The organism is Actinomadura macra NBRC 14102 (assembly GCF_001552215.1).
In the GTDB taxonomy this organism is placed as follows: domain Bacteria; phylum Actinomycetota; class Actinomycetes; order Streptosporangiales; family Streptosporangiaceae; genus Spirillospora; species Spirillospora macra.
In genome coordinates this window covers 71,010-93,496 of the sequence record NZ_BCQT01000013.1, presented here as the reverse complement: position 1 = coordinate 93,496, position 22,487 = coordinate 71,010, and the positions used below count along the sequence as shown (strand labels likewise).

The window sequence follows — 22,487 nt, the reverse complement described above, 5'->3', positions numbered from 1 at the left end:
CCTTTCTCCACAGGGGTAGGAAGGCCGGACCGGGCACACTCATGAGCGGAGCCCGCGCCGGCTCACTCCGACAGGACGGCGTAGGCACCAAGGAGAAGGTAGATCCCGGCGACGGCGAAGCGCTGCCGTCGCAGGATCCTTGGACGGCGTCCCAGCCAGTCCCTCGCCCGTGCTCCGGCGAGGGCGTACGTGACGTCCAGGGCCAGGGCGAGGACGAAGAACACGACCCCGAAGACCGCCATCTGCGCGTGCGCGGACGCCGTGTCGCTCCCGTCCGGCAGGAACTGCGGAAGGAAGGCGAGGAAGAACAGTGCCACCTTGGGGTTGAGGACGTTCACCAGGAGCCCGTCCCGGAACAGCCGGCCCGGCGGCAGCGGCTCGGCCCCGCCGGACGCGTCCAACAGTTCGTTGTGGAGCAGGGCCCGGACGGCGAGGTAGACCAGATACGCGGCGCCGGCGTACTTCAGGACAGAGAAGGCGACGCCCGACGCCGCGATCAGCGACGACAGGCCCAGCACCGCCGCGGCGATGTGCACGAGCGTGCCCGTCTCCACGCCGAGCGCGGACATCAGCCCCGCCCGCCGCCCCTGGGCGACGCTGCGGGTCAGGATGTAGACCAGGTTGGGACCCGGGACGAGGATCAGGACGGCGGCCGCGCCAACGAAGGCCAGGAGCCGTGCCGGTTCGGGGATCACCCGCGTTCCAGCGCGGTGTCCAGGAGGCCGAGCGGCGGGGCGCCGAGATCGAGCAGCGCGGCGTGGAAGCGCGGCAACGTGAACCGCGGCCCCCAGGCGGCCCTGGCGCGGTCCCGCAGGCCGCGGATGGCGAGCTTCCCGGTGGTGTAGGAGAAGCCGGAGAGCGGGTCGGTCAGCCCGCGGCGCGCCGCCGTCCGGGCCGCCGGCCCGTCCAGGAAGGCGTCGGCGCTGAACCGGTGCTCGGCCTCGGCGAGGTCCATCGCGCCGGTGTGCAGGCCGATGACGCAGGCCAGCCGGGTGACGCGCCAGAGCGCGTCGCGGTACACCCCGGCCGCGTGCCGGGGATCGCCCTGGCGGAAGCCCTCCTCCACCGCGAGTTCCTCGCAGTAGTGCGCCCAGCCCTCGGTGAAGCCCTCCGAGTGCAGCGTGCGGCGGACGTCGGTCGCGGCGCGGCGCTTGGCCCGCCCGTGGGAGAAGTGACCGGGCGCGACCTCGTGGATGGCGATGTTCGGCAGGGTCGTCCGGCTGAAGATCGACAACCAGTCCTTCCGGTCGCGTTCGGAGGCGGACGGGGCGGGCGGGTTCACGCGGAACCAGCTCGGGCCGTCGGGCTCGTACGGGGCGGCGACCGTCATCGTGGCCACCTGCCCCGGCTGGGACGGCGGCACCTCGCCGACCAGGCACTCTCCATCGGTGTAGGGGACCAGCCCGCGCTCGGCCGTCCACGCCACCACCTCCGCCGTGACCGCGCGCGCCTCGGCGACCAGGTGGCCCGCGTCCGGATGGTCGGCGAGCAGGGCGCGCATCGTCTCGGCGGACGTGGCGTCCGGATCGACGCGCCGGCATGCCTCGTCCAGCAGGGCGCGCACGCGCCCGCGTTCGGCCTCGGCCAGCATCGCCAGATCCGTCAGGTCGATCTCCTGCGCCTCGGCCGAGGAGACGAGGCGGGCCAGCGCGGCGCCGCCGAGCGCCGCCGACGGATCGCCGTGCTCGGCCCACGACTCCACGATGGCGACGAACCGGGCGTGCGCCTTCCTGGCGGCCTCCTCACCCTCGGGCAGGAGGCGGCCGAGCCCGCGGGCGGCGGGCAGCGTCGCCACCGCCAGCGGCGCCGGGACGTGGTCGAGTGCTCGCACCGCCGCCTCCACCGCCTCGGGCCAGGCACGCAGGTGCGCGAGGCGCGCCTCCCGGCGCCGCTCCTCCGACGCGTACGCGCGGTCATAGCAGGCGAGATCCAGGTTCTGGATGTGCCACATCGGATTGGCCCGGTGCAGCTCCAGCTCCCCGAACGTCACGCGCAGGGCCTCCTCGGCCGCCGCAGCGTGGGCCTCATCATGCGGATCGGTGTAGCGCTCGCCGCCCAGCGCGCCGAGCGCGCGCTTCACCCCTCCGGGGGAGAGGTCCTGGACGATCCCGTCGTACTCGTGCCGTCCGGCCTCCTCCCGCGCGGCCGGCATTCTCAGGTCGCAGATGGCCCACAATCGCCCATCGGTCCTGGTCCCACCCATACGGATCCCTCCTCCATCGGCTGTTCCAGCCTCAGCCTGGTAGGCCGGATCCCAGGCCACACGAGCCAATGGATCGGAAAGTGGACCGTTTTCTGGTTCGGGTGCGGACCACCCCTCAGGGCTGGAAGCGATAGCCCATGCCCGGCTCGGTCAGCAGGTGACGGGGGTGCGCCGGATCGGTTTCGAGCTTGCGGCGGAGCTGGGCCATGTACTGGCGCAGATAGTTGGTCTCGCGCAGATAGGACGGACCCCAGACGGTGGTGAGGAGTTGCCGCTGGCTGATGAGCTTGCCGGGGTTGCGGAGCAGCACGTCCAGCAGTTCCCATTCGGTGGGTGTGAGGTGCACGTCGCCGGTCACCGTCTTGTTGACGAGGTCGATGGTGTGCTCCCCCACCTCCACGGACCACGACGTGTCCGTGACGGAGATGCGGCGGCTCACCGCGCGGATCCGGGCGACGAGTTCCTCGATGTCGAACGGTTTGGTCACGTAGTCGTCGGCACCGGCTTCCAGTGCCTCCACCTTGTCCTGGCTGCCGGCCCGGCCGGACAACACGATGATCGGGACGTGCGTCCAGCCGCGCAGCCCGTGGATGACGTCGATGCCCGGGATGTCCGGCAGGCCGAGGTCGAGGACGACCAGATCCGGCTTCCACGCCCCGGCCCGGCGGAGCGCGGTGGTGCCGTCGGCGGCGACCTCGACCTCGTAGTCGCGGGCGCGCAGGTTGATGCGCAGCGCCCGCAGGAGCTGCGGTTCGTCGTCGACGACCAGGACGCGCGTCACGACGCCCCCTCCTCGCCTCGGGTGGACGGCTCCCCGCGTGCCTTGGCCGGGTCCGCTCCCGGGTCAGCCGCCGGCCCCTCGTCCGGCCCGGTCAGCACGCGCCGGTGGACGGGCAGCGCGACGATCATCGTCAGCCCGCCGCCGGGGGTGTCCTCGGGGACGAGTTCGCCGCCCATCGCCTCCGTCAACCCGCGGGCCAGGGCGAGGCCGAGACCGACGCCGGTGTGGTTGTCGCGGTCGTCCAGCCGCTGGAATGGCAGGAAGATCCGCTCGCGGTCGCCGCGCGGGACACCGGGGCCGCGGTCGGCGATCCGCAGCTCGACGCGGTCGCGGATGGCGCCGGCCGTGATGAGGACGGGCGAGCCGGGCGGGCTGTGCCGCAGCGCGTTGGCGATCAGGTTGACCAGGATGCGCTCCAGCAGCGCCGGGTCGGCGGTGACCTCCGGCAGATCCCCGCCGAGCCTGAGCGACACCGCCTCGCCGCCCCGGCCGTCCAACAGGTCGTCCAGAGCGCGCGGCACCATCTCCTCCAGTGCGATGGGCTGGGCCGCGATGCCGAGCACACCGGCCTGGAGCCGGCTCATGTCGAGCAGGTTGGCGACCAGCCGGTCGAGCCGGTCGAGGGACTGGCGGGCGGTGTCCAGCAGTTCCTCGCGCTCGCTCGGCGTCCACTCGACCGAGGACGTGGCGAGGCTGTCGACGGCGGCCTTGGCCGAGGCCAGCGGGGTGCGCAGATCGTGACTGACGGCGTTGAGCAGCGCCGTCCGCATCCGGTCGGCGGCCTCCAGCGGGCGGGCCCGCTCCGCCTCGGCCTCCAGCCGCTGGTGGCGCAGCGCCCCGGCGGCCTGGACGGCGAACGCCTCCAGGACGCGCCGGTCGCCGGCGGGCAGCGGCCGGCCCCGGATCGCCAGGGTCAGGTCGTCGCCGACCGGGATCTCGGTGTCGCCCTCGCCGGGCGCGGTGCAGGGCCGCCCGCCGACGGTCGCGACGATCCGCCAGTCGGACGGGTCGCCGTGGCTGTCGGGCGTGGCCGGGGCGGGCCGCTCCAGCAGCGTGACCGACGTCAGCCCGAACGTCTCGCGGAGCCGTCCGAGCAGCGCGTCCAGGGCCCGCTCGCCCCGCAGGACGTTGCCCGCGAGCGCCGACAGCATCCCGGCCTCGCCGCCGAGCTTCGCGGCCTCGCGGGAGCGCCGTGCGGCGTGGTCCACGACCAGGCTGACGCCAACGGCGACCAGCACGAACACCGCAAGCGAGATCAGGTTCTCCTGCTCGGCGACGGTGAAATGATGCAGCGGCGGCGTGAAGTACCAGTTGAGCAGCAGGAACCCGGCCACAGCCGTGAGCAGCGCCGGCCACATCCCGCCGACCAGCGCGACCCCGACCACGGCCGCCAGGAAGAACAGGATGTCGCTCGGCAGCGCGAGCGCGGGACGCGCCTGGAGGAGCCCGAAGGTGAGCAGCGGCAGCCCGCAGGCGGCCAGCAGGAACCCGGCGAGGCGCCGGCCCCCCGACAGCCCGCCGTCGCGCACCGGGCGGACGATGCCGCGCCGGGCCTGGTCGTGGGTGACCATGTGGACGTCGATCGTGCCGGACATCGCCGTCGTCGTCACCCCGATGCCCGGTCGCAGCAGCTGCGCGATCCGGCGCCGCCGCGACACACCGAGGACGAGCTGCGTGGCGTTGACGGCGCCCGCGAAGTCCAGCAACGCGCGCGGGATGTCGTCCCCGACGACCTGGTGGTAAGTGCCGCCCAGCCCTTCCACGATCTCGCGCTGCCGGGCCAGGTCGCGTGGCCGTGCCCCGGCCAGCCCGTCGCCGCGCGCCACGTGCACCGCGAGCAGGTCGGCGCCCTTGGAGCGGGCGGCGATCCGGGTCGCGCGGCGCAGCAGCGCCTCGCCCTCCGGCCCCCCGGTCAGCGCGACGACGATCCGCTCCCGCGCCTCCCAGGTGCCGCCGATGCCGTGCTCGCTGCGGTACCGGTCGAGCTGGTCGTCGACCTTGCCGGCCAGCCACAGCAGGGCCAGCTCGCGCAGCGCCGTCAGGTTGCCGACGCGGAAGTAGTGGGAGAGGGCGGCGTCCACCTTCTCGGGCGTGTAGACGTTGCCGTGCGCCATCCGGCGGCGCAGCGCCTCGGGTGCCATGTCGACCAGCTCCACCTGGTCGGCGCGGCGGACCACCTCGTCCGGGACGGTCTCGCGCTGCGGCACGCCGGTGATCTCCTCCACGACGTCGTTGACCGACTCCAGGTGCTGGACGTTGACGGTCGAGATGACGTGGATGCCGGCGTCCAGGATGTCCTCCACGTCCCGCCAGCGCTTGCCGTGCCGGCCGCCGGGCGCGTTGGTGTGGGCCAGCTCGTCGACGAGCACGACCTCGGGAGCGCGGTCGATCACGGCGGTGACGTCCAGCTCGGTGAACTCGGCGCCGCGGTAGGCGAACCGCGCGCGCGGCAGCACCTCCAGCCCCTCCAGCTGCGCGGCGGTGCGGGGCCGGTCGTGGGTCTCGACGTAGCCGACGACGACGTCCGTGCCGCGCTCGGCACGGCGATGGGCCTCCGACAGCATGGCGTAGGTCTTCCCGACTCCGGGGGCGGCCCCCAGGTAGATGCGGAGCTGCCCCCTGGCCATGGTCGTCATCCTCTCAGCCCCGGCGGGGAGCGGTCCTGCCCAGGGTGAGGTTCGGCGCCAGGACGTGCGCGAACGCGGAGCTCTCCCTGCGGCGTCAGTCGCAGGAAACCTCTGTTCCGGGCGATTCACACCGATCTTGACGCTTTCCCTACGCGCCGGAGCCCGATCTTCACGCGTTCCCTACGCCCCCCGGAGATCCCGGTGGCCGGGAGTGCGTGGCCGGCGGGTGTTGACCGATCATCTAGTCTACCAAACAGTTGTTAGAATCACGGGAGGCGAGATGGTCGTCGAGTATCACCGCCGGGGCGCCGTCGCGGTCGTCACGATGAACAGGCCCGAGTACCGCAACGCCCAGAACTCGGCGATGACCTACGCCCTGGACGAGGCGTTCTACCGGGCGGCCGAGGACGACGAGGTCACGGTGATCGTCCTCGCCGGGGCCGGACCGCACTTCTCCGCCGGGCACGACATCGGGACACCCGGACGCGACGCCGAACGGAGCTTCCCGCGCAGGGCGGGGCTGTGGTGGGACCACGTCGGCAAGGCGGGCGCGGAGAGCCGCTTCGCCCGCGAGTCGGAGGTCTACCTCGGCATGTGCCGCCGCTGGCGGGAGATCCCCAAACCGATGATCGCCTCCGTTCAGGGCGCTTGCATCGCGGGCGGCCTGATGGTGGCCTGGGTGTGCGACCTGATCGTCGCCTCGCAGGACGCCTTCTTCGCCGACCCGGTCGTCCGGATGGGCATTCCGGGCGTGGAGTATTTCGCGCACCCGTGGGTGATGCCGCCGCGCGTTGCCAAGGAGTTCCTGTTCACCGGCGAGCGGATGACCGCTTCCCGCGCCCACGAACTGGGCTGGGTCAACCGGGTGGTGTCCCGCGAGACGCTGGAGGACGAAACCCTCGCCCTGGCCGAGCGGATCGCCACGATGCCCCGGCTCGGCCTCGCGCTGACGAAGAAGGCCGTCAACCAGGCCGAGGACCTCCAGGGCATGCACGCCGGGATGGACTCGGTGTTCGGCCTGCATCACCTCGCCCACGCGCACAACGCCGAGACGGCCGACGACCCGCTGGCCGGGCAGAGCGCCAGGAGCATGAAGGCGGCCGCGGATGGATCTTGAGTTCGGGGCCGCGGACGAGGCGTTCCGCGCCGAGATACGGGACTGGCTGAGCGCACACGTCCCCGCGGCGCCGCTGCCGTCGCTGGAGACCGGAGAGGGGTTCGCCGCCCACCGCTCGTGGGAGCGGACGCTGGGCGCGGCCCGGCTGGGCGTGGTGTCCTGGCCCGAGCGGTACGGCGGGCGTGGCGCGTCCGTCCTGCAATGGCTGGTCTTCGAAGAGGAGTACTACGCGGCGGGCGCGCCGGGGCGGGTCAGCCAGAACGGGATCAACCTGCTGGCTCCGACCCTGCTGAAGCACGGCACGCCGGAGCAGCTCGCGCGGATCCTGCCGCCGATGGCGTCCGGCGAGGTGATCTGGGCACAGGCGTGGTCGGAACCGGGCGCGGGCAGCGACCTGGCGGCCTTGCGCGCGACGGCCACCCGTACGGACGGTGGCTGGCGCCTCGACGGCCAGAAGACCTGGAGCTCCCGCGCGGCCTTCGCCGACCGGGGCTTTGGGCTGTTTCGCTCCGACCCGGAGTCGGTGCGGCACCGGGGGCTGACGTACCTGATGTTCCCGCTGGACGCGGAGGGCGTGACGGTGCGCCCGATCGGACGGCTGGACGGCAAGCCCGCGTTCGCCGAGCTCTTCCTGGACGGGGTGTTCGTTCCCGACGCGGACGTCATCGGCGCGCCCGGCGACGGCTGGCGCGTCGCGATGAGCACGGCCGGCAACGAGCGCGGCCTCACCCTGCGCAGTCCCGGCCGGTTCACGGCCGCGGCCTCGCGGCTGGTGGAGCTGTGGCGCGAGCGCGCCGACCCGTCCGACACCGCGCTGCGCGACCGGGTCGCCGACGCGTGGATCAGGTCGCGGGCGTACCGGCTCAAGGGCTTCGAGACGATTTCGCGGGACGACGACGCCGGCGCCGAGTCCAGCCTCAACAAGATCTACTGGTCCGAGCTGGACGTGGCGCTGCACGAGACCGCCCTCGACCTGCTCGGCCCGGACGGCGAGCTGGCGTCGGAGTGGCTGGAGAACTACGTATTCTCGCTCGCCGGCCCGATCTACGCGGGCACCAACGAGATCCAGCGCAACGTGATCGCCGAGCGGCTGCTCGGCCTGCCGAGGGGGTCGCGGTGAAGTTCGTCCTGTCCGCCGAGCAGCGGATGTTCGCCGAGACGCTGCGTGAGCGCCTGCGGGAGGCGGGCACCGCGACGACCGCCCGATCGTGGGCGGGCGGCGAGGCGGGGCCGGGCCGGATCCTGTGGTCGTCGGTCGCCGCGGCCGGGGTGTTCGCGCTGGCCGTCCCCGAAATGGACGGCGGGGCGGGCGTGCTGCCGGTCGAGCTGGCGATCGCCGTGGAGGAGCTGGGCCGCGCCGCCGCACCCGGCCCCTACGTGGAGACGCTCGCCGCCGCCGAACTGGTCGCCCCGCCCTGGCTGCCGAGGATCGCGGAAGGCGAGGCGATCGTGTCCGTGGCCGTCCCGTACGCGCTGGACGCCGACGTCGCCGACCTGGTGGTCACCGCCTCCGGGACCGAGTGCACGGTGACCGGCGGGCCCGTCGCGTCCCTGGACCCGGCGCGGCGGCTCTTCCGCGCCGAGGGCGCCTCCGGCTTCACCGATCTCGGCGCCCTGCTGTGCGCGGCGCAACAGATCGGCGTCGGGCAGGCGCTCCTGGACGTGTCGGTCGAGTACGCCAACACACGGCAGCAGTTCGGCCGCCCGATCGGCGAGTACCAGGCGATCAAGCACCACCTGGCGGGTACGATGGTGGAGCTGGAGTTCGCCCGTCCCCTGGTCCGCGGCGCGGCGCTCGCGTACGGGACACCGGATTTCGCGCGGGACGTGTCGGCCGCCAAGGTCGCGGCCTCAGAGGCGTCCTACGCGCTGGCCAAGACCGCCCTTCAGGTGCACGGCGCCATCGGCTACACCGACGAGTACGACCCGTCGCTCTGGATCCGCAAGGCGCGCGCGCTGTACTCGGCTTGGGGTTCCCCCGCCGAACACCGGGCCCGCGTCATGGCCGCCCTCTGAGATCCACCCGGCGGACCTTGCCGGACGCGGTCTTCGGGAGGTCGTCCACGAAGACGACCTCCCGCGGGACCTTGAAGTTCGCGAGCCGCTCCCGGCAGTGCGCGATCAGCTCCTCGGCGGTGGCCCGCCTGCCCGGACGCCTCCGGACGTACGCGCGCCCGACCTCCCCCATCCGCGCGTCGGGCACCCCGACCACGCCCGATTCGGCGACCGCGTCATGCCGGGCCAGGACGTCCTCGACCTCGGCGGGATACACGTTGAAGCCACCGACGACGAACATCTCCTTCGTCCGCCCGGTGATGGTCAGGTTCCCGCGCCCGTCCAGCCGCCCCCGGTCGCCTGTGTCGAGCCACCCGTCGCGGACGGTCTCCGCCGTGGCCTCCGGATCGTCCAGGTATCCCTTCATGACGTTGTAGCCGCGTACCAGGACATCGCCGTCGACGCCGGGCGGGACGGGCTCGCCGCGCTCGTCCACGATGGCGACCTCCACGTCCGCGATGGGCCTGCCGCAGGTCGTGGCGATGGTCTCGTCATCGTCGTCCACCGAGCAGGCGGAGACGGTGCCGGCCGATTCGGTCAACCCGTACGCCGTGACGACCTGCGGGAACAGCTCGTCGCGCACCCGCCGCACCAGCGCGACCGGCACGTCCGCCGCGCCGGTCACCGCCAGCCGCAGCGACGACAGGTCCCGCTCCGCGCGCCCCGGGGCATCGAGCAGCGATGTGTAGACGGTCGGCGGCCCCGGCAGGACGGTGATCCGCTCCTTCTCGATGAGCCGCAGCGTCTCCGCGACGTCGAAGGTCCGCTGGAGCACCATCGTGGCGCCCTGGAGCACGCATGCCAGAACGCCCGCCTTGTAGCCAAAGGTGTGGAACATCGGATTCACGATCAGGTACCGGTCGCCGGCTCGCACGCCCGTGCGGCCCGTCCATGCCTCGTATGTCCGGACGTTCTGCTCGTGCGTGCACATGACGCCCTTGGGGCGTCCCGTGGATCCGGACGTGAACAGGATGTCGGCGAGGTCACCGGGCGCGACTTCGGCCCGCGCGTCCGGAACGCCCGTGCGGAGGAACCCGTCCCAACGCGTAACGCCCGGCCGCTCGGCACCGTCGAAGGTGACCACGGCCTCAAGGTCGGGCAGCCCCGCGACCACCCCGGCCGAGTCCATGCCGAGCAGCCCGGGATAGTCGATGCCGAGGAAGCCGTCCTCGACGAACAGCATCTTCACGCGCGCCCGGGTGAGAGGCCACCGGGCCTCCTCCCCCTTGTACCGGGTATTGAGGGGCACGAGGACGGCCCCCGCCTCCATCGCGCCGAGTACGGCCACGACCCAGCGCAGCCCGTTGGGCGCCCAGATCGCGATCCGGTCCCCCCGCCCGATCCCTGCCCCGACGAACGCTTCCGCCACCTCGCGCACGCGCTCCCGCAAGCCCGCGTAGGTCACCCGGACGTCCCCGTCCACGACCGCCTCCACGTTCGGGAACGTCTCCGCCGTCCTGGCCAGCACCGCGGGAATCGTCAGCGAACTCATCGCCCCATCGTGCGGCTCGCACCGCTGCCCCGCCGCCCCTGTCCCGATGACCGGTACCGCCGCCGAGACGCGGCCTACCCGGTTCTCGGACCTGTCCCGCCGGTCCTCGGGCCTGCTGGTCAGCAGCGGCACGCCGGCACGGCATGGCGCCGCCCCACGGCGGAGGCGACAAAGGACGGCCGCTTCCACAAGCAGCACCCCGAACCGACCGTCACCCACCGTCCCTGAGGGGTGGCGTGCGGGGCAGTCCCGCCCGCACGATGGTGCCCTTGGTGCTGCTGGAGATGTCGATCGTGCCGCCGAGTTCGGTGGCGCGTTCGGCCATGGATTGCAGTCCCACGCCGGTGGGGGGCTGTCGTGGGGTGATGCCGGTCCCGTCGTCGCGGATCTCTACCTGGAGGACGGCCTCGTCGGCGGTCAGGATGACGTGGATGTCGCGGCGTAGCCGCCACCGCTCGGTCTCCCGGGCGGTGAGGATCTGCTCGCGGCCGGCGCGCAGGTCCTCGTACAGGCGCAGGGACGCCACGGCCGGGGCGGCCTGGTCGGAGAGGAACCGCAGAACCTCGCGGTCCTGCCCGTCCAGTGCGGCAGCCGCGTCACGTGGCCGAACCCGGAGGCATCCGATGATGGCACCGTCGTAGACCAGTTCGAACTCTTCCTCGGGGCAGTCCGGATCGGCGGGGCGGCCGGCGGCGGCCAGTTGGCGGGGCCCGTTCTGGGTGGGTACCAGCAGGCGCGCGCCCGGCAGGCGAAGGTTGTCGACGGCGGTCGCGCACAGCAGGGCGGGCGCGTCCTGGGGGCGGACGGTGCGGCTGAGGCGCTCGGCGAGGTCGCGGGCGAGCTGGTAGGGGCGGGAACGTTCGCCGTAGTAGAGGCGATCCACCGCTCGGGTGCACCAGAGCGCGGTGGGCCGCAACGCCGTGCCGACCGCGAAGGTCAGGCAGACCAGCAGCGCCGCCCCCGCGCCACGGGCGTCCCGGCTCGTGGCCGTCGCCGCGCCGACCGCGCCCCCGTAGACCAGGATGACACCGGTGACCAGGATGAACGCGGTCAGCAGGTGGCGTGCGGGCCGGTCGATCGCCCAGATCCGATCGCGGGTGAAGCCGTAGGCGACCGCCCCCGCCCAGCCCAGCGCGCTGCCGCCCAGCAGCCCCAGCCGCGGCCATCCCTCCAACTGCAGGTGGTAGGAGATTCTCAGCGCGATCACCCAGACAGTGAACGGCACGACGAACGCGGCCAGTTGCCAGCGCGGCAACCCCCCGGCGCGTCGCCACCGCGGCGTCATCACCGCCAGGCTGATCGCCAGCGACACGATCCCGCTCATCGCGAGCAGGGGTTCCAGCGTCTCGGACAGGCTTCGCACCGTCTCGCCGAATCCGCTGGAGAGCGGATTCGGGACGCCGAACTGCTCGTGTTGCCAGCCGAGTTCGAGGTAGCCGCGAACCACCCCCCAACACCGCGACGGCCGCGACATACCAGCGCAGGGCGCGCCGGGGCAGCCGGCCGGAGGGGAACAGCAACGGCAGCACCGCGATCGTCGCGGTGTGCAGGGTGATCGAGACGATCCAGATCAGCAGCGTGATGGCGGCGGCGGTGGCGTGCCCGGGATGGGCGGTGGCCCCGACGATCGCGGCGCGTGAGGCGATCAGTCCCAGCGCCGTGGACAGCAGCAGCCAACCCGCCGCCCGGCCCGAGCGGTGCGCGATGATCAGCAGCCCGGCGGTGGCCAGCAGCAGCCCGACCAGCACGCCCGCCATGTCGTCCAGGACCAGACCGACCGGGTCGGTGCCGTTCTGGAGCCGTTGCAGCAGGAATACGCCCCACACGACCAGTGCGGCCAGGGCGGCGGTGCAACACGCCGCAGCCGCGACCAGTTCCCGCCCCGGCAGGCCCGCCCCCGCGCCGCTCCCCCGCGGCCGGTCCCACCCGGGCCGCGGAACTCCTGTCCCCATCCCGATCACCGTCGATGCCACCGCCGATGCCGCCGCCGGCGCGAGGGGCCGCGCCGGTCCTGCTAGCCCGATCTCCCTACGTTTCCCCGCCCGGCATCCCGGGCGCATGGGCTCCGTGCCTCACCCGCGCCCTGTACTCGGCCGCAGCCTGCCACAGCGGCCAGGGGCGGCGGGCGCAGTTGGGTCGTCCGCCTTATGCGCCCGGTACCTCGGGCACCGCACAGTCGACCTCGTTGGAATCACCGCCGTGGGTGGTGACGGAGAAGGCGCGACGAAACCCGGAGGCCACGATGCACCGGCCGTCCTGGGCGAAGCGCACAGAAAGGGCAGAAATGGCAAGGATGAAGCAGCTCTCGCGACGGATCCTGACGAGCATCACGGTAGTCGCGACCAGTGCCGCCGCCATGGCAACGATCAGCTCGACCCCTGCGCACGCGGCGAAGGACATCTACGAGTGCCCCACGGGTTACGCGTGCATCTACCCCAGTGCCGCATGGGGCACCCCCACCCACAGGTACTTCAGGTACGGGACGTACAACCTCCGCAACCAGACCGGAGTCCACCGCGTCTTCAACAATCAGACCGGCGGGGCGAAAGTGATCTTCTGCAACGGCTACAACGGCACCGATTGCCGTTACTCGCTCCCGGCCAACTACTACGTGGACCTGAACCTCACACCGATCAACTCGATCATTCTCCGGCCATAGAACGCGCCTGGGGTGTGGGGGTGCTCAAAAGCACGAGACGGTGGGGCGCCCCGGTCACCGCGCCCCACGGAGGTCGAGACGTATCCCGGACAGTCCGGCCGCCCGCAACTGCGACGGCAGACGCGGACGTCCGGGCAGAACGAGTCCGCTGAAGCGAACCTCGCGGGTTCGTCCTTTTCAGCTCAGGAAAGGGATAACGATGGTAAGGAATTCGTCGGGATTCTCTCGTCCACGATGAAATGGCCACTGCCGGATATGAATTCGGCGACCACATCTGAGGCCACGGGACGGAGGGCGTCGGCAAGCCGGGTTCCTAGCCCGAGTTCTCCGCCCATGGCCAACACCCGTTAGGCGAAGGCCACATCCCGCCGATGTCATGGCCGACCAGCCGAACGTGTGGGCCCCAGGGCAGCGAGTTCAGCAGCTGGCGCAGATCCTCGGCCTGGGTTGTCCTTGTCGTAGCCGGACCGAACCCTCGCGGTCGGTCAACCGGTCCTTGCCGCCGGTGTGGACGTCGATCCCGTTGAGCCGGTGCCGCCCTAGCGGGACGCACCCGGGTGCGCACCTCGATCTCGAACGGGGCCACCGCGACATCGACCACGTCGTGTACTTCCCTCCTTGCTCAGCGGTAGCGGTGAAGGTGGCGGCATCGCCGCGCGGCGTCCAGACCGTCCAGGTTCAGCCCACTCACCCCGGCGCAGCAGAAGGAACTGCGCGCCCTGCTGCGCCAGATCACGCGCACCCTCGACCTAGGTAGATCACCCAAGCCGATCCGGTAGGTTCGCGCGCTGTGAGCAGCATCGTGGGCACTGTCGCGACGGCAGCCGGCATGTTCGCCGGGACGAACGTGGACGACCTCATCGTGCTGACGGTGCTGTTCCTGTCATCGCGCGCCGACGGCAAGCCGAGGATCTGGCAGATCTGGGCCGGGCAGTATGTGGGCATCGCCGCGCTCGTGGCACTGTCGGTGCTCGCCGCACTCGGTCTGACGATCGTTCCGGACGACTATGTCGGGCTGCTCGGCCTGGTCCCGCTCGCGCTCGGAGTCCGTGGCCTGGTGTCGGCGATCCGGACTCGCGGCACCGGTGAGGACGCCTCTCCGGTGGTGGCGGGAAGTCTGCTCGCGGTCGCCGGGGTCACCATCGCCAACGGCGCCGACAACGTCTCGGTCTATACCCCGGTGTTCCGCACCATCGGCGCCGCTCCCACCGTCGTCACCATCCTCGTGTTCGGCGTGGGCGTCGCAGTCTGGTGTGCGGCCGCCTCACTGCTGGGTTCCCGCAAAAAGGTCATCCATGTGGTCGAGCGCTACGGCCAGTGGCTCGTCCCCGCCGTGTTCATCGCCATCGGCGGCCTCATCGTGGCGGAGTCCGGCGTCCTCTCCAAGATCTTCTAGTACGCGACGCATCCACGGTCAGGGCGGGGGCTCTCGCACGACGCCGCCGACGACCGTTGCCACGATCTTGTGCACCGCCTCGACATCCGGCGATGTGCCGGTCCGATCGGCGAACAGCAAGTGCCCGGCCCCGACCAGCGTGGGAGCGAGCGTGTCCACATCGGCGTCGGCCGCGATACGGCCCGCATCGCGCTCGGCGGCAAGGTAGGAGGCGATCATCTCCGCGGCCTCGGTCGCCAGCGGGACGCCGACCGGCCTGGCCTCGCGCAACCGGGCGCGCAGGGCGTCCCGGGAGATGATGAGACCGACGATCGCCACGGCGACCGATTCGAACAGATCGCTCAGCACGCCGGTCAGGTTGCCGATGACGGTGCCGGTCCCGGCGGATGCGCGCAGGGCGACGGCCTGGACCTCCAGCCGGGCGATGCGGTCCAGCACGAGATCGGCGAGGAAGGCGTCGAAGTCGGTGAAATGCCGGTGCAGGACGCCCTTGGCGCAGCCCGCCTCGGTCGTCACCGCCCGGCTGGTCAGCGCGTTCGGCCCGTCCCGAAGCAGGACGCGCTCGGCGGCGTCGAACAGTTGCTCGCGGGCATCCCGCATGGCCACCCCTGTAGGCACCGTGCGTCTCCTCCCTCACCGGGCCCTGCCGGGTAGACGAGTGGGCAGCTGCCCACTATTGTGGGCACATGCCCACTATACCGCCGGACCAGGCACAACTCTCCGAGCAGGCTCCCCACGAGCACCGGGACATGGCGGAGTCGTTCGGCTCGAACGCCGAACGCTACGACCGGGCCCGTCCCCGCTACCCCGACGCCCTGATCGACGCGATCGTCACAGGCAGTCCCGGCCCCGAAGTCCTGGACGTCGGCTGCGGCACCGGCATCGCCGCCCGGCAGTTCCAGGCCGCGGGTTGCCGCGTCCTCGGAGTCGAGCCGGACGCGCGCATGGCGGAACTGGCGCGGCAGAGCGGGATCGAGGTGGACGTGGCGTCCTTCGAGGACTGGGATCCCGCAGGCCGGACCTTCGATGCGGTCGTCGCGGGGCAGGCATGGCATTGGGTGGACCCGGTCGCCGGAGCCGCCAAGGCTGCGCAGGTGCTATGCCCGCACGGCCGGCTGTCGGTGTTCTGGAACGTCTTCCAGCCGCCGCCCGACCTGGGCGACGCCATCGCCGCCGTCTACCGCCGGGCACTTCCCGGCTCGCCCATCTTCAACCGGCTGCCGTCACCCGACGAGTACTCGACGTTGCTCGCCAAGCCGATCGACGCCATGCGAGCGCTGGACGCTTTCAGCGAACCAGAGCAATCGAGGTTCGAATGGGAGCGTTCCTACACCCGCGACGAGTGGCTCGAACTGGTCCCCACAGCCGGGGGCCACAGCCAATTCCCCCCGGCCACCCTGGAGGAAATACTGACAGGCATCGGCGCCGCCATCGACGCCTGGGGAGGCAGCTTCACGATGCGCTACACGGCCCTCATGATCACAACAACGCGGACCGCCGCCCCCTGACCCCGATCACCGGCCCGCGGCCGCGTGATTCTCGGGCATGGTTCTGCTGAGCACTTCGCGGAACTCACGGACGGCGGGACGTTCCCACTGCTCGGACGGCACGGCGTTCAGCACCATCTTGCCCGTCTCCGAGATCATCTGGCTCCGATAGGCCGGCTCCATCGAGTCGAGCAGGGTGGCGGCCTGCTGTACGCCCCGGTCAACGCCCTTCTTCACCACGGTACAGAGTGCTTCATGGAGCCGAACATTTGCCGCGTACTGGTAGTCGGGTCTATGAGACAGAACCTGGTCACGGGCGATGTCGGCCGCTCCTTCATCCCCGGCACCTGCATAGACCCAGCTCGCGGCGAAGTGAGGTTGATTCGCCCGCCAAGAAATGGGAATAAGACGTCCCCTCGCGTCCTCACCTGACCAATCCATAAAGATGTTGAGGGCCTTCTTGGCCTCGTCGTGCCTGCCGAGAATAGTCAATGCCTTTGACTTGGTGCCCGCGAGGTGGGCCGTCCAGAACGTGGGGTGCGGACCCGCAAGCTGCTCGGCTTGATCGATCAGATGGAGAACGACCTCCGCATCCCGCTGTCCGTACAGCCCGGATGCCGCCTCCTCGCACCGCACCATCAGACGGACGTCCATGTTCCCGGACGAGTCTGCGGCGCGCCTCCCGGTTCGCAGCCATCGGAGCGCGGAGCCGTGATCGCCTAGGCGAGTGAGCACGTTTGCCTGGATGTCGCAGAGCACTGCGACGACACGTTGCAGCTCGGGAACATCTTGTGGAGTGGCCGTCTTCAATTGGCGCTGAAGGGCCAGCAGATCGAGACTGAGCCCGTCGCGGACTTGTGCCGGGGGGCGTGTGCGGAGAGCGTATACGTGATCGGCGCTGGCCAGCGTCCAATCCTCGATCGAACGATTCTCGCTCACTACGACCAGATCGAGGAGCTGCCGTAGCGACTCACCGGACGCGCCGAACGTCCCGGTCCCGAAGCCGAGAGCGGTGAGCTGCAGAAGACGCCGACGCTCCATATCGTCCCAATCGCCAGCCCGTGTCCTTCTCAGGATACTCGCCCGGTTCCCGGAAGAACTAGCCGAGATCCGCCCAGCACTGACGGAGGCCCGCCTGGCCGCTGCAAGTGCCACAAGTTCACCATCAGCCCCTAGGGCCGCATCCAGGTTCCCGGCCATTTCGGACGAGCACGGTTTCTGATCACGCGAGATCTTGGAAAGGTGCCCGACGTCATAGTGGGTTTGCCTGGCCAATTCACGCAAGGAGATACCACGCGTGATGAGGAGATCCCGCATCACTTCTCCGAAGGTGGAGTCCTTGTCAGCGATCATGGCCGCACCTGTCCCGTTGACCAGTGTTGCTCGTTGAGCGTTGCCTCTGAGGGCGTTCAACGAGTTCTTCCCTTCCAAGGTAACCGCGTCAGGGATCTCATGGGCCGAAACTCAGAAAGCAAAGGCGACCTGGACCTGTGCGTGAAAGCCGGATGCCCGGAGCCTTGAACCGGCAAAACACCAAAGACGGACAAAGGCACATAACGCCGAACGACGCGTAATGAGGATGTGTTCAGGGTGAGCGAAGCCGCCGTGGCCAACCAGAGGTTGGACGTGACCTTCAGGGCGGAGGAGACAACTCCCGGCCAGGTGCGAACCCTGCTGGGGTTCTGCCTCGACGAGTGGAGTCTGTCGAGCATGACCGACGACGTGTGCCTAATCGCCAGCGAACTGATCACTAACGCGGTCAGCTGCGTCCCTGGCCGCGCACTGCGGGTGAAGTGCACGCGGAAGCCGGACTCGGTGCTGCTGGCGGTATGGGATCCCTCAGACGCGATGCCCTTGGGCAAGCCTCCGGAGGAACTGTGCCTGGAGGACATCACACCCGATGCCAAGGCACTCGATCCCGGCTACGAAGGCGGCACCGGCGGGAGGGGTCTGCCGATCGTTGAGGCGCTCTCCTCGGAATGGGGTGTGACCAAGACCGATCCGTCCGGCAAGTGGGTGTGGGCTCGGATTCCACAGACCGGTGAGAACACATGAGGCGACGGTGTCCTCTGACGAGCGGCGCGGGTCGGTACGTCCTGCGGTGGCGTATGCGTACGGGGCGGCGCCGCGCAGCGCGGCATCTCGACGCGCTCGCCGTCGAGCTGGAGTCGCGAGGCTGGCGTCTGGTCAGGTACTACCGGCCGACGGAATTCCCCGCAGCGCTCCCCCTGCTGCGCGTGTACGCGGGAAGACAAGGCCGCGACGTCGGGATGGTGATCTCAGTGCGGGCGGCGCGGCGCAAGGCGTGCGACTACGTCTCGCTGGGGCAGGGGCCGCCCGAGTTCCTGATCGCCTGCGGGAATGCCAAGGCCGCTGCCGATCGGATCGACGACCGTCTCAAGCACCAGATGTACCCGCACACATTCCCCCATGGTTCTGGCCAACGATCTTGAAATGCCCAATCTGATGAGGCCGGGGAACGATCATCTATCGCGAGGTGAGTCGAACCACCGGGTACTCCCGATCGGTCTTGCGCTGGTACTTCGCGTAACGCGGCTGGGCGGCGACGATGCGCTGCCACGCCTCCGCACGCTCGGCACCGTCGAGCACGTGCGGCGTCACCGGGAAGGCCGGACGGTCGGATAGTTCGATCGATGCCCTGCCGGGGCGCCCCATCAGGTTGAGATGCCAGTCCGGATGCCGGTCCTTGCCGCCCGAGGCGACGATCAGCCAGGCGTCCTCTCCATCGGCGAACCACGCCACGGGTGTCTCCCGTGGCTCCCCGCTCCGGCGGCCCACCGTGTGAAGAATCAGAACGTCCATCCCCATGAACCCGCCGCGTCCCTTGCGGACCTTGCGGTTCACGCGGGCGTTCATTCGGTGTTGGAACCACCGTGACATCGCCCCGTGCCCTCCGCCGCTCTGTGCCTTCTCGTCCTTGCCCATCGCTTGCCTCCGGTCGATCACCTTGTCGTCCATGCCGATCACACTAGGTACGACCCGCTTCCGGGGGCTTCTCGATTCCTGACCGATCCACTCCCCCACCCGTCCAAGCGTTCTCACCCTCGGCCGGAGACGATCCCACCGTCAATCGCCACCGTTTGCGGCGGATCTGCGGCATGTTTCGGTGACGTCCATGATCTCTTTCTGGACCGGCGAACAGGTACGGCTACGCGGAGTCGAGCCCGAGGACTGGCAGGCGTTCAAAGAGTTCGACCAGCACACCGAGGACATGCGCGGCGCGGAGATGCTGCACCCGCCGAGGTCGGACGAGGGGTACCGGATACCAGCGCCGCGGATACGCCGGCGACGCCATCGCGATCCTGCTCACCTTCATGTTCGGTGAACGCCGCCACCACAAATGCGAAGTCGGGATCCACGCCTTCAACGAGCCCTCGATCGCGCTCCATCACAGGATCGGCTTCGTGCAGGAAGGACGGCTACGCGACCACGAGTACCTCGTCCGCCGCCACCACGACATGATCGTCATGGGACTCACCGCCAACGAGTTCACCGCTGGTCCGACACCTGAGCGGCAAAGTCAAAAGTGAATGAGAATCGAAAGGAATCAACATTGACCCCATCCGGGTCAAGAATTACCCTGGCAGCGGATTTCGTGACCTTTACAGGATAGCGCGACCGCGCCACCTCATTCGGCGAGGTCTTCAGCTTCCACATCCTCCGAAAGGTCGTGCCCGCAATGAATATCGGACGTACCGTCCTCGCCGCTCTGAGCGCCACCACCCTCCTGACCGCCTTCATCCCGACCCCCGCCTCAGCGGACCCCCACCACCCACCGCCTGGAAGTGTCCGGATCGAAGTGGCGACCGTGAACGGCGCAGGGTGCCCCATGGGAACCGCGAGCGTCGCCAATAACGTCGACACGCTGGACAACATCACCGTCAGCTACTCCGCCTTCACTGTGGAGACCGGCGGCAACTCCCATCCAACCGCGTACCGCAAAAATTGCGAAATTCAGCTGAAGATCTCCACTCCGCCAGAGTTCACCTACGCAATTCTTTCAGCCGACTACCGCGGCTTCGCCTCCTTGGAGCGCGGCGCCTCCGGTGTCCTGAGATCGATGTACAAGTACCTTTCAGAGCAACCCGGTCAGCGAGCACATGAATTCTCCGGTCCACTGGTGCAGGATTGGGAGTTCACCGACGGGAGCGACCTTCCCTGGATAGTCTACAAACCCTGCGGCGAGTATCGCGCCGTCACCCTGGGCACGGAGCTACAGGTAGACGTCGGAACCTCCGACAGATCCAAGGTCAGTTTCGCTTCGATGGATTCCACCGACGGCTCCATTCTCAGCACCTATCACTTCGCTTGGAAACGCTGCCCCATGGTATGAGCCCACCGTCCCCGTTGAAAGATGGTGTCCAATCATGAACATCAGACGTACCGTGATCTCGGCACTGAGCGCCGCCGGCGTTCTGATCACCCTGAACTCACCCGCCGTCTCCGCGGAGGTGCGGCCTCCGAGCCTCCCGCCACCCGGCAGCGTCGTCGTCACACTGTTGAACATCAACGGCTCGGGATGTCGACCGGGCACCGTGCGCGTTGCCAACGAGGTCGAGACCATCGACATGTCCTACAGCGAACACATGGCACAGACCGGCGGCGACTCCAGGCCGCCCGATTACCGAAAGAGATGCGCGGTCACCCTGGATGTCACCGCTCCACCGGAATTTACGTACGCAATCGTCGAAGCCAGCTACAACGGCTACGCCTCTCTGCGGCCCGGCGCCTCCGCTCACTTGAAAGCGAGGTTCAGATACAGCCAGAGCACGATTCGTTCGGGGCAGCATCAGCTCGCGGGCCCGTTCTCCGGCGACTGGATGTTCGTCGACGAGGACGACGTTTCGCAGACGATATTCAAGCCTTGCGACGAGAAGAACGAGGTCGCCCTCGACACGGAGTTGCAGGTCAACCTGGACACCTCCGACGAGACCAAGATCAGCTTTATCTCCCTGGACCCATTCAATATCAAGCCCCACAATTTCTATAAGCTCGCCTGGAAACGCTGCTCCACCGCATAGCCCGTGCTCGCCCTGCCTCCTGGCTCGGTCCTCCGCTTCCGCAGACCCCGCGGTCGGCGACTCGAGGACCCTGGGCTCCCGCGGCGGAGCCCAGGGCGCCACCTACTACCTCCATTGGAAACGCTGCCCTCAGCCGTCCCGAGAACCTGATAAGTGACATCTGGCCCATCGTGACTCCTCGTAGAGGAGTGAGGAGCCCGGATGCGTGCGGCTGTTCGCCATGTGAGCGACGCGGGATGGACGTGGGGGCAAATGGTCTGGATAGTCCGCCAGCGATGTTCGATGTCAGCTACCAGCCATTTTGCCCTTCCCTGACCGATGCCACCTTCATCGCTTTCTCGGGCAGTCGCTTGACACGTCGTTGGCGGAGCCGGAAAATCCATCAACCACCCGGAAAAACGAGGTCGGGCTTTTATGATCTTGAATCACCCGGCGCGATGGCCGGACGGCCAAACCGGATCAGCGGGAGGCTGATTGTTCAGCTTCTTGGCGAACAATACATTCACCATACTCTTCGGCATCGTGAGCTTCACGACCTCCCTGCTCGCGATTCACTACGCACGCAAGACCTACAACCTCCAACGACGTGGGGTGATCGATGACTCCAAGAGGTCCATCAAGTTCTTCTGGTCCAGAGAGGAAATGATCGACTCGCTCCTTGGGCAGTACGAGGACGCACGGCAGGGTGAAGATATCTGGGCCCAAACGGTCGGTATCGCAGCGACCAAAGGAGACTGGAGACGAAGCACTTTCACGAGTCTATGAGAGCAGCCCACCTAGAAGGGCTTATTCAGTATTACCAGATCATCGCGTCCAAAGTTTAGCTCCGCAGACCGGAAACTTCACCTGGATATCCGCATGAAGACCAATATTCCCAACGAGGCCGCAGATATGCTGGCCAGCGGCAGACTGCAGCATGTCGCCATCTCGGCGGATGGGAACGGGCGGTGGGCAACGATGCGCGGCATGAAGCGCTCGGCCGGCCATGAAGAAAGCCAGAAGTCCTTCCGATCGGTATTGACCACCTGCGCAGACCTCGGTATCTCCTACCTTTCACTTCATGTCTTCTCACCAGAGAACTGGTCACGTCCCGTGGCAGAGGTCGCCGCGATCGAGGACCTCTTCTATCGCGTCCTCGACAATTCTGTGGAGTCCTTCAAACAACTTGGCGTCAGATTTCGCTGGTCGGGTTCGCCTCAGCACATGTCTCCTGATCTCACCGAGAAGCTCCAGAGCGTCGAGCACGCCACTTCAAATAATGGAGCGATCACATTACAGTTCTGCCTGAACTACGGCGGAAGGCTGGAGATCGTGGAAGCCGTCAACAAGTTGCACCGGGCGCTTGCCGCGGGGCAGTTGATTTCCCACGAGACAGATGCGGACGAGCTCAGACGATACTTCTACGCCCCCGACATCCCCGATGTCGACCTTTACATCCGGATGGCGGGGGAGAAAAGATTCTCAAACTTCCTGATCTGGCAGGCCGCCTATGCCGAATTCGTCTTTACAGACACCCTGTGGCCGGATTTCAGGACGGAGCACCTGGTGGCCGCGATTACCGAATATACAACCAGAAAGCGCACATTCGGCACCGCCTCGCCGTGACCACGAACATCCCGCATGGCGGC

25 protein-coding genes are annotated in these 22,487 nt (G+C 69.0%); 15 read left to right on the top strand and 10 right to left on the bottom strand.

What is annotated here, in order from left to right:
- Window positions 1-62: 62 nt before the first annotated feature.
- The 4 genes from AMA02S_RS22895 to AMA02S_RS22880 form a co-directional block, all read right to left on the bottom strand.
- Entirely contained in the window at window positions 63-695 is a 633-nt protein-coding gene (locus AMA02S_RS22895; protein ID WP_067461445.1) for a LysE family translocator, read from the bottom strand.
- Window positions 692-2,203, bottom strand: a complete 1,512-nt coding sequence (locus tag AMA02S_RS22890) for a DUF885 family protein (protein ID WP_067461444.1) — start codon at window positions 2,201-2,203, stop codon at window positions 692-694. Before AMA02S_RS22890 ends, AMA02S_RS22895 begins: the two co-directional genes overlap by 4 nt.
- Window positions 2,204-2,318: 115 nt before the next feature.
- Window positions 2,319-2,984, bottom strand: coding sequence for a response regulator (locus tag AMA02S_RS22885; protein ID WP_067461443.1), 666 nt, complete (start codon window positions 2,982-2,984; stop codon window positions 2,319-2,321).
- Window positions 2,981-5,611: a DUF4118 domain-containing protein gene (locus AMA02S_RS22880; protein WP_084265495.1), complete on the bottom strand. Its 2,631-nt coding sequence runs from the start codon at window positions 5,609-5,611 to the stop codon at window positions 2,981-2,983. Before AMA02S_RS22880 ends, AMA02S_RS22885 begins: the two co-directional genes overlap by 4 nt.
- A gap of 280 nt (window positions 5,612-5,891) precedes the next feature.
- Between AMA02S_RS22880 and AMA02S_RS22875 the strand changes: the two genes are divergently transcribed.
- From AMA02S_RS22875 to AMA02S_RS22865, 3 genes are read left to right on the top strand one after another with little or no spacing between them, the layout of a single operon-like run.
- Window positions 5,892-6,728, top strand: coding sequence for an enoyl-CoA hydratase (locus AMA02S_RS22875; RefSeq protein WP_067461442.1), 837 nt, complete (start codon window positions 5,892-5,894; stop codon window positions 6,726-6,728).
- Window positions 6,718-7,848: an acyl-CoA dehydrogenase family protein gene (locus AMA02S_RS22870; RefSeq protein WP_067461441.1), complete on the top strand. Its 1,131-nt coding sequence runs from the start codon at window positions 6,718-6,720 to the stop codon at window positions 7,846-7,848. Before AMA02S_RS22875 ends, AMA02S_RS22870 begins: the two co-directional genes overlap by 11 nt.
- Window positions 7,845-8,744 (top strand): acyl-CoA dehydrogenase family protein, encoded by a 900-nt coding sequence (locus tag AMA02S_RS22865; RefSeq protein ID WP_067461440.1) that lies wholly within the window; start codon window positions 7,845-7,847, stop codon window positions 8,742-8,744. The genes AMA02S_RS22870 and AMA02S_RS22865 overlap by 4 nt, the downstream gene beginning before the upstream one ends.
- On the opposite strand, the gene AMA02S_RS22860 is transcribed toward AMA02S_RS22865, so the two are convergent.
- The gene (locus tag AMA02S_RS22860) at window positions 8,728-10,275 is read right to left on the bottom strand and encodes a FadD3 family acyl-CoA ligase (protein WP_067461439.1); all 1,548 of its coding nucleotides are present in this window, start codon (window positions 10,273-10,275) and stop codon (window positions 8,728-8,730) included. The genes AMA02S_RS22865 and AMA02S_RS22860 overlap by 17 nt on opposite strands.
- 9 nt (window positions 10,276-10,284) lie before the next feature.
- On the opposite strand from AMA02S_RS22860, the gene AMA02S_RS43620 reads away from it, so the two are divergent.
- On the top strand, window positions 10,285-10,503 hold the full coding sequence (locus tag AMA02S_RS43620) for a hypothetical protein (protein ID WP_218005098.1): 219 nt from the start codon (window positions 10,285-10,287) through the stop codon (window positions 10,501-10,503).
- On the opposite strand, the gene AMA02S_RS42090 is transcribed toward AMA02S_RS43620, so the two are convergent.
- Complete coding sequence (locus AMA02S_RS42090; protein WP_067461438.1) at window positions 10,487-11,722, bottom strand: ATP-binding protein; 1,236 nt, start codon at window positions 11,720-11,722, stop codon at window positions 10,487-10,489. The genes AMA02S_RS43620 and AMA02S_RS42090 overlap by 17 nt on opposite strands.
- A gap of 698 nt (window positions 11,723-12,420) precedes the next feature.
- On the bottom strand, window positions 12,421-12,633 hold the full coding sequence (locus tag AMA02S_RS42980; protein WP_169806873.1) for a hypothetical protein: 213 nt from the start codon (window positions 12,631-12,633) through the stop codon (window positions 12,421-12,423).
- Here AMA02S_RS42980 and AMA02S_RS22850 point away from each other — a divergent pair.
- The gene (locus AMA02S_RS22850; protein WP_218005097.1) at window positions 12,632-12,934 is read left to right on the top strand and encodes a hypothetical protein; all 303 of its coding nucleotides are present in this window, start codon (window positions 12,632-12,634) and stop codon (window positions 12,932-12,934) included. The genes AMA02S_RS42980 and AMA02S_RS22850 overlap by 2 nt on opposite strands.
- 790 nt (window positions 12,935-13,724) lie before the next feature.
- The gene (locus AMA02S_RS22845) at window positions 13,725-14,330 is read left to right on the top strand and encodes a cadmium resistance transporter (protein WP_245667747.1); all 606 of its coding nucleotides are present in this window, start codon (window positions 13,725-13,727) and stop codon (window positions 14,328-14,330) included.
- Window positions 14,331-14,348: 18 nt separating this feature from the next.
- Here AMA02S_RS22845 and AMA02S_RS22840 read toward each other — a convergent pair whose 3' ends face one another.
- Entirely contained in the window at window positions 14,349-14,948 is a 600-nt protein-coding gene (locus tag AMA02S_RS22840; protein ID WP_067461436.1) for a TetR/AcrR family transcriptional regulator, read from the bottom strand.
- Window positions 14,949-15,016: 68 nt separating this feature from the next.
- Between AMA02S_RS22840 and AMA02S_RS22835 the strand changes: the two genes are divergently transcribed.
- Window positions 15,017-15,838 (top strand): class I SAM-dependent methyltransferase, encoded by an 822-nt coding sequence (locus tag AMA02S_RS22835; RefSeq protein WP_084265493.1) that lies wholly within the window; start codon window positions 15,017-15,019, stop codon window positions 15,836-15,838.
- 6 nt (window positions 15,839-15,844) lie between these two features.
- Here AMA02S_RS22835 and AMA02S_RS22830 read toward each other — a convergent pair whose 3' ends face one another.
- On the bottom strand, window positions 15,845-17,170 hold the full coding sequence (locus AMA02S_RS22830; protein WP_157430780.1) for a helix-turn-helix domain-containing protein: 1,326 nt from the start codon (window positions 17,168-17,170) through the stop codon (window positions 15,845-15,847).
- A gap of 237 nt (window positions 17,171-17,407) precedes the next feature.
- On the opposite strand from AMA02S_RS22830, the gene AMA02S_RS22825 reads away from it, so the two are divergent.
- Both AMA02S_RS22825 and AMA02S_RS22820 read left to right on the top strand, forming a co-directional pair.
- Window positions 17,408-17,872 carry an ATP-binding protein gene (locus AMA02S_RS22825; RefSeq protein ID WP_157430779.1) on the top strand — a complete coding sequence of 155 codons (465 nt, stop codon included), beginning with the start codon at window positions 17,408-17,410 and terminating at the stop codon, window positions 17,870-17,872.
- Between the two features lie 53 nt (window positions 17,873-17,925).
- Complete coding sequence (locus AMA02S_RS22820; RefSeq protein ID WP_067461432.1) at window positions 17,926-18,270, top strand: hypothetical protein; 345 nt, start codon at window positions 17,926-17,928, stop codon at window positions 18,268-18,270.
- Between the two features lie 34 nt (window positions 18,271-18,304).
- Here AMA02S_RS22820 and AMA02S_RS22815 read toward each other — a convergent pair whose 3' ends face one another.
- Window positions 18,305-18,796, bottom strand: coding sequence for a nitroreductase family deazaflavin-dependent oxidoreductase (locus tag AMA02S_RS22815; protein WP_245667741.1), 492 nt, complete (start codon window positions 18,794-18,796; stop codon window positions 18,305-18,307).
- 157 nt (window positions 18,797-18,953) lie between these two features.
- Between AMA02S_RS22815 and AMA02S_RS43615 the strand changes: the two genes are divergently transcribed.
- From AMA02S_RS43615 to uppS, 6 genes are all read left to right on the top strand, one after another.
- Window positions 18,954-19,163 carry a hypothetical protein gene (locus tag AMA02S_RS43615; RefSeq protein WP_218005096.1) on the top strand — a complete coding sequence of 70 codons (210 nt, stop codon included), beginning with the start codon at window positions 18,954-18,956 and terminating at the stop codon, window positions 19,161-19,163.
- The gene (locus AMA02S_RS43610) at window positions 19,153-19,368 is read left to right on the top strand and encodes a GNAT family N-acetyltransferase (RefSeq protein WP_067461431.1); all 216 of its coding nucleotides are present in this window, start codon (window positions 19,153-19,155) and stop codon (window positions 19,366-19,368) included. Before AMA02S_RS43615 ends, AMA02S_RS43610 begins: the two co-directional genes overlap by 11 nt.
- A gap of 149 nt (window positions 19,369-19,517) precedes the next feature.
- Window positions 19,518-20,171 carry a DUF4360 domain-containing protein gene (locus tag AMA02S_RS22805; protein ID WP_067461430.1) on the top strand — a complete coding sequence of 218 codons (654 nt, stop codon included), beginning with the start codon at window positions 19,518-19,520 and terminating at the stop codon, window positions 20,169-20,171.
- Window positions 20,172-20,205: 34 nt separating this feature from the next.
- A complete protein-coding gene (locus AMA02S_RS22800) occupies window positions 20,206-20,859 on the top strand; it encodes a DUF4360 domain-containing protein (RefSeq protein ID WP_067461429.1) in 654 nt (217 codons plus the stop codon).
- A 522-nt stretch (window positions 20,860-21,381) separates the two neighbouring features.
- A complete protein-coding gene (locus tag AMA02S_RS22795; RefSeq protein ID WP_157430778.1) occupies window positions 21,382-21,624 on the top strand; it encodes a hypothetical protein in 243 nt (80 codons plus the stop codon).
- 93 nt (window positions 21,625-21,717) lie between these two features.
- Complete coding sequence (gene uppS, locus AMA02S_RS22790; protein ID WP_067461427.1) at window positions 21,718-22,464, top strand: polyprenyl diphosphate synthase; 747 nt, start codon at window positions 21,718-21,720, stop codon at window positions 22,462-22,464.
- Window positions 22,465-22,487 lie beyond the last annotated feature (23 nt).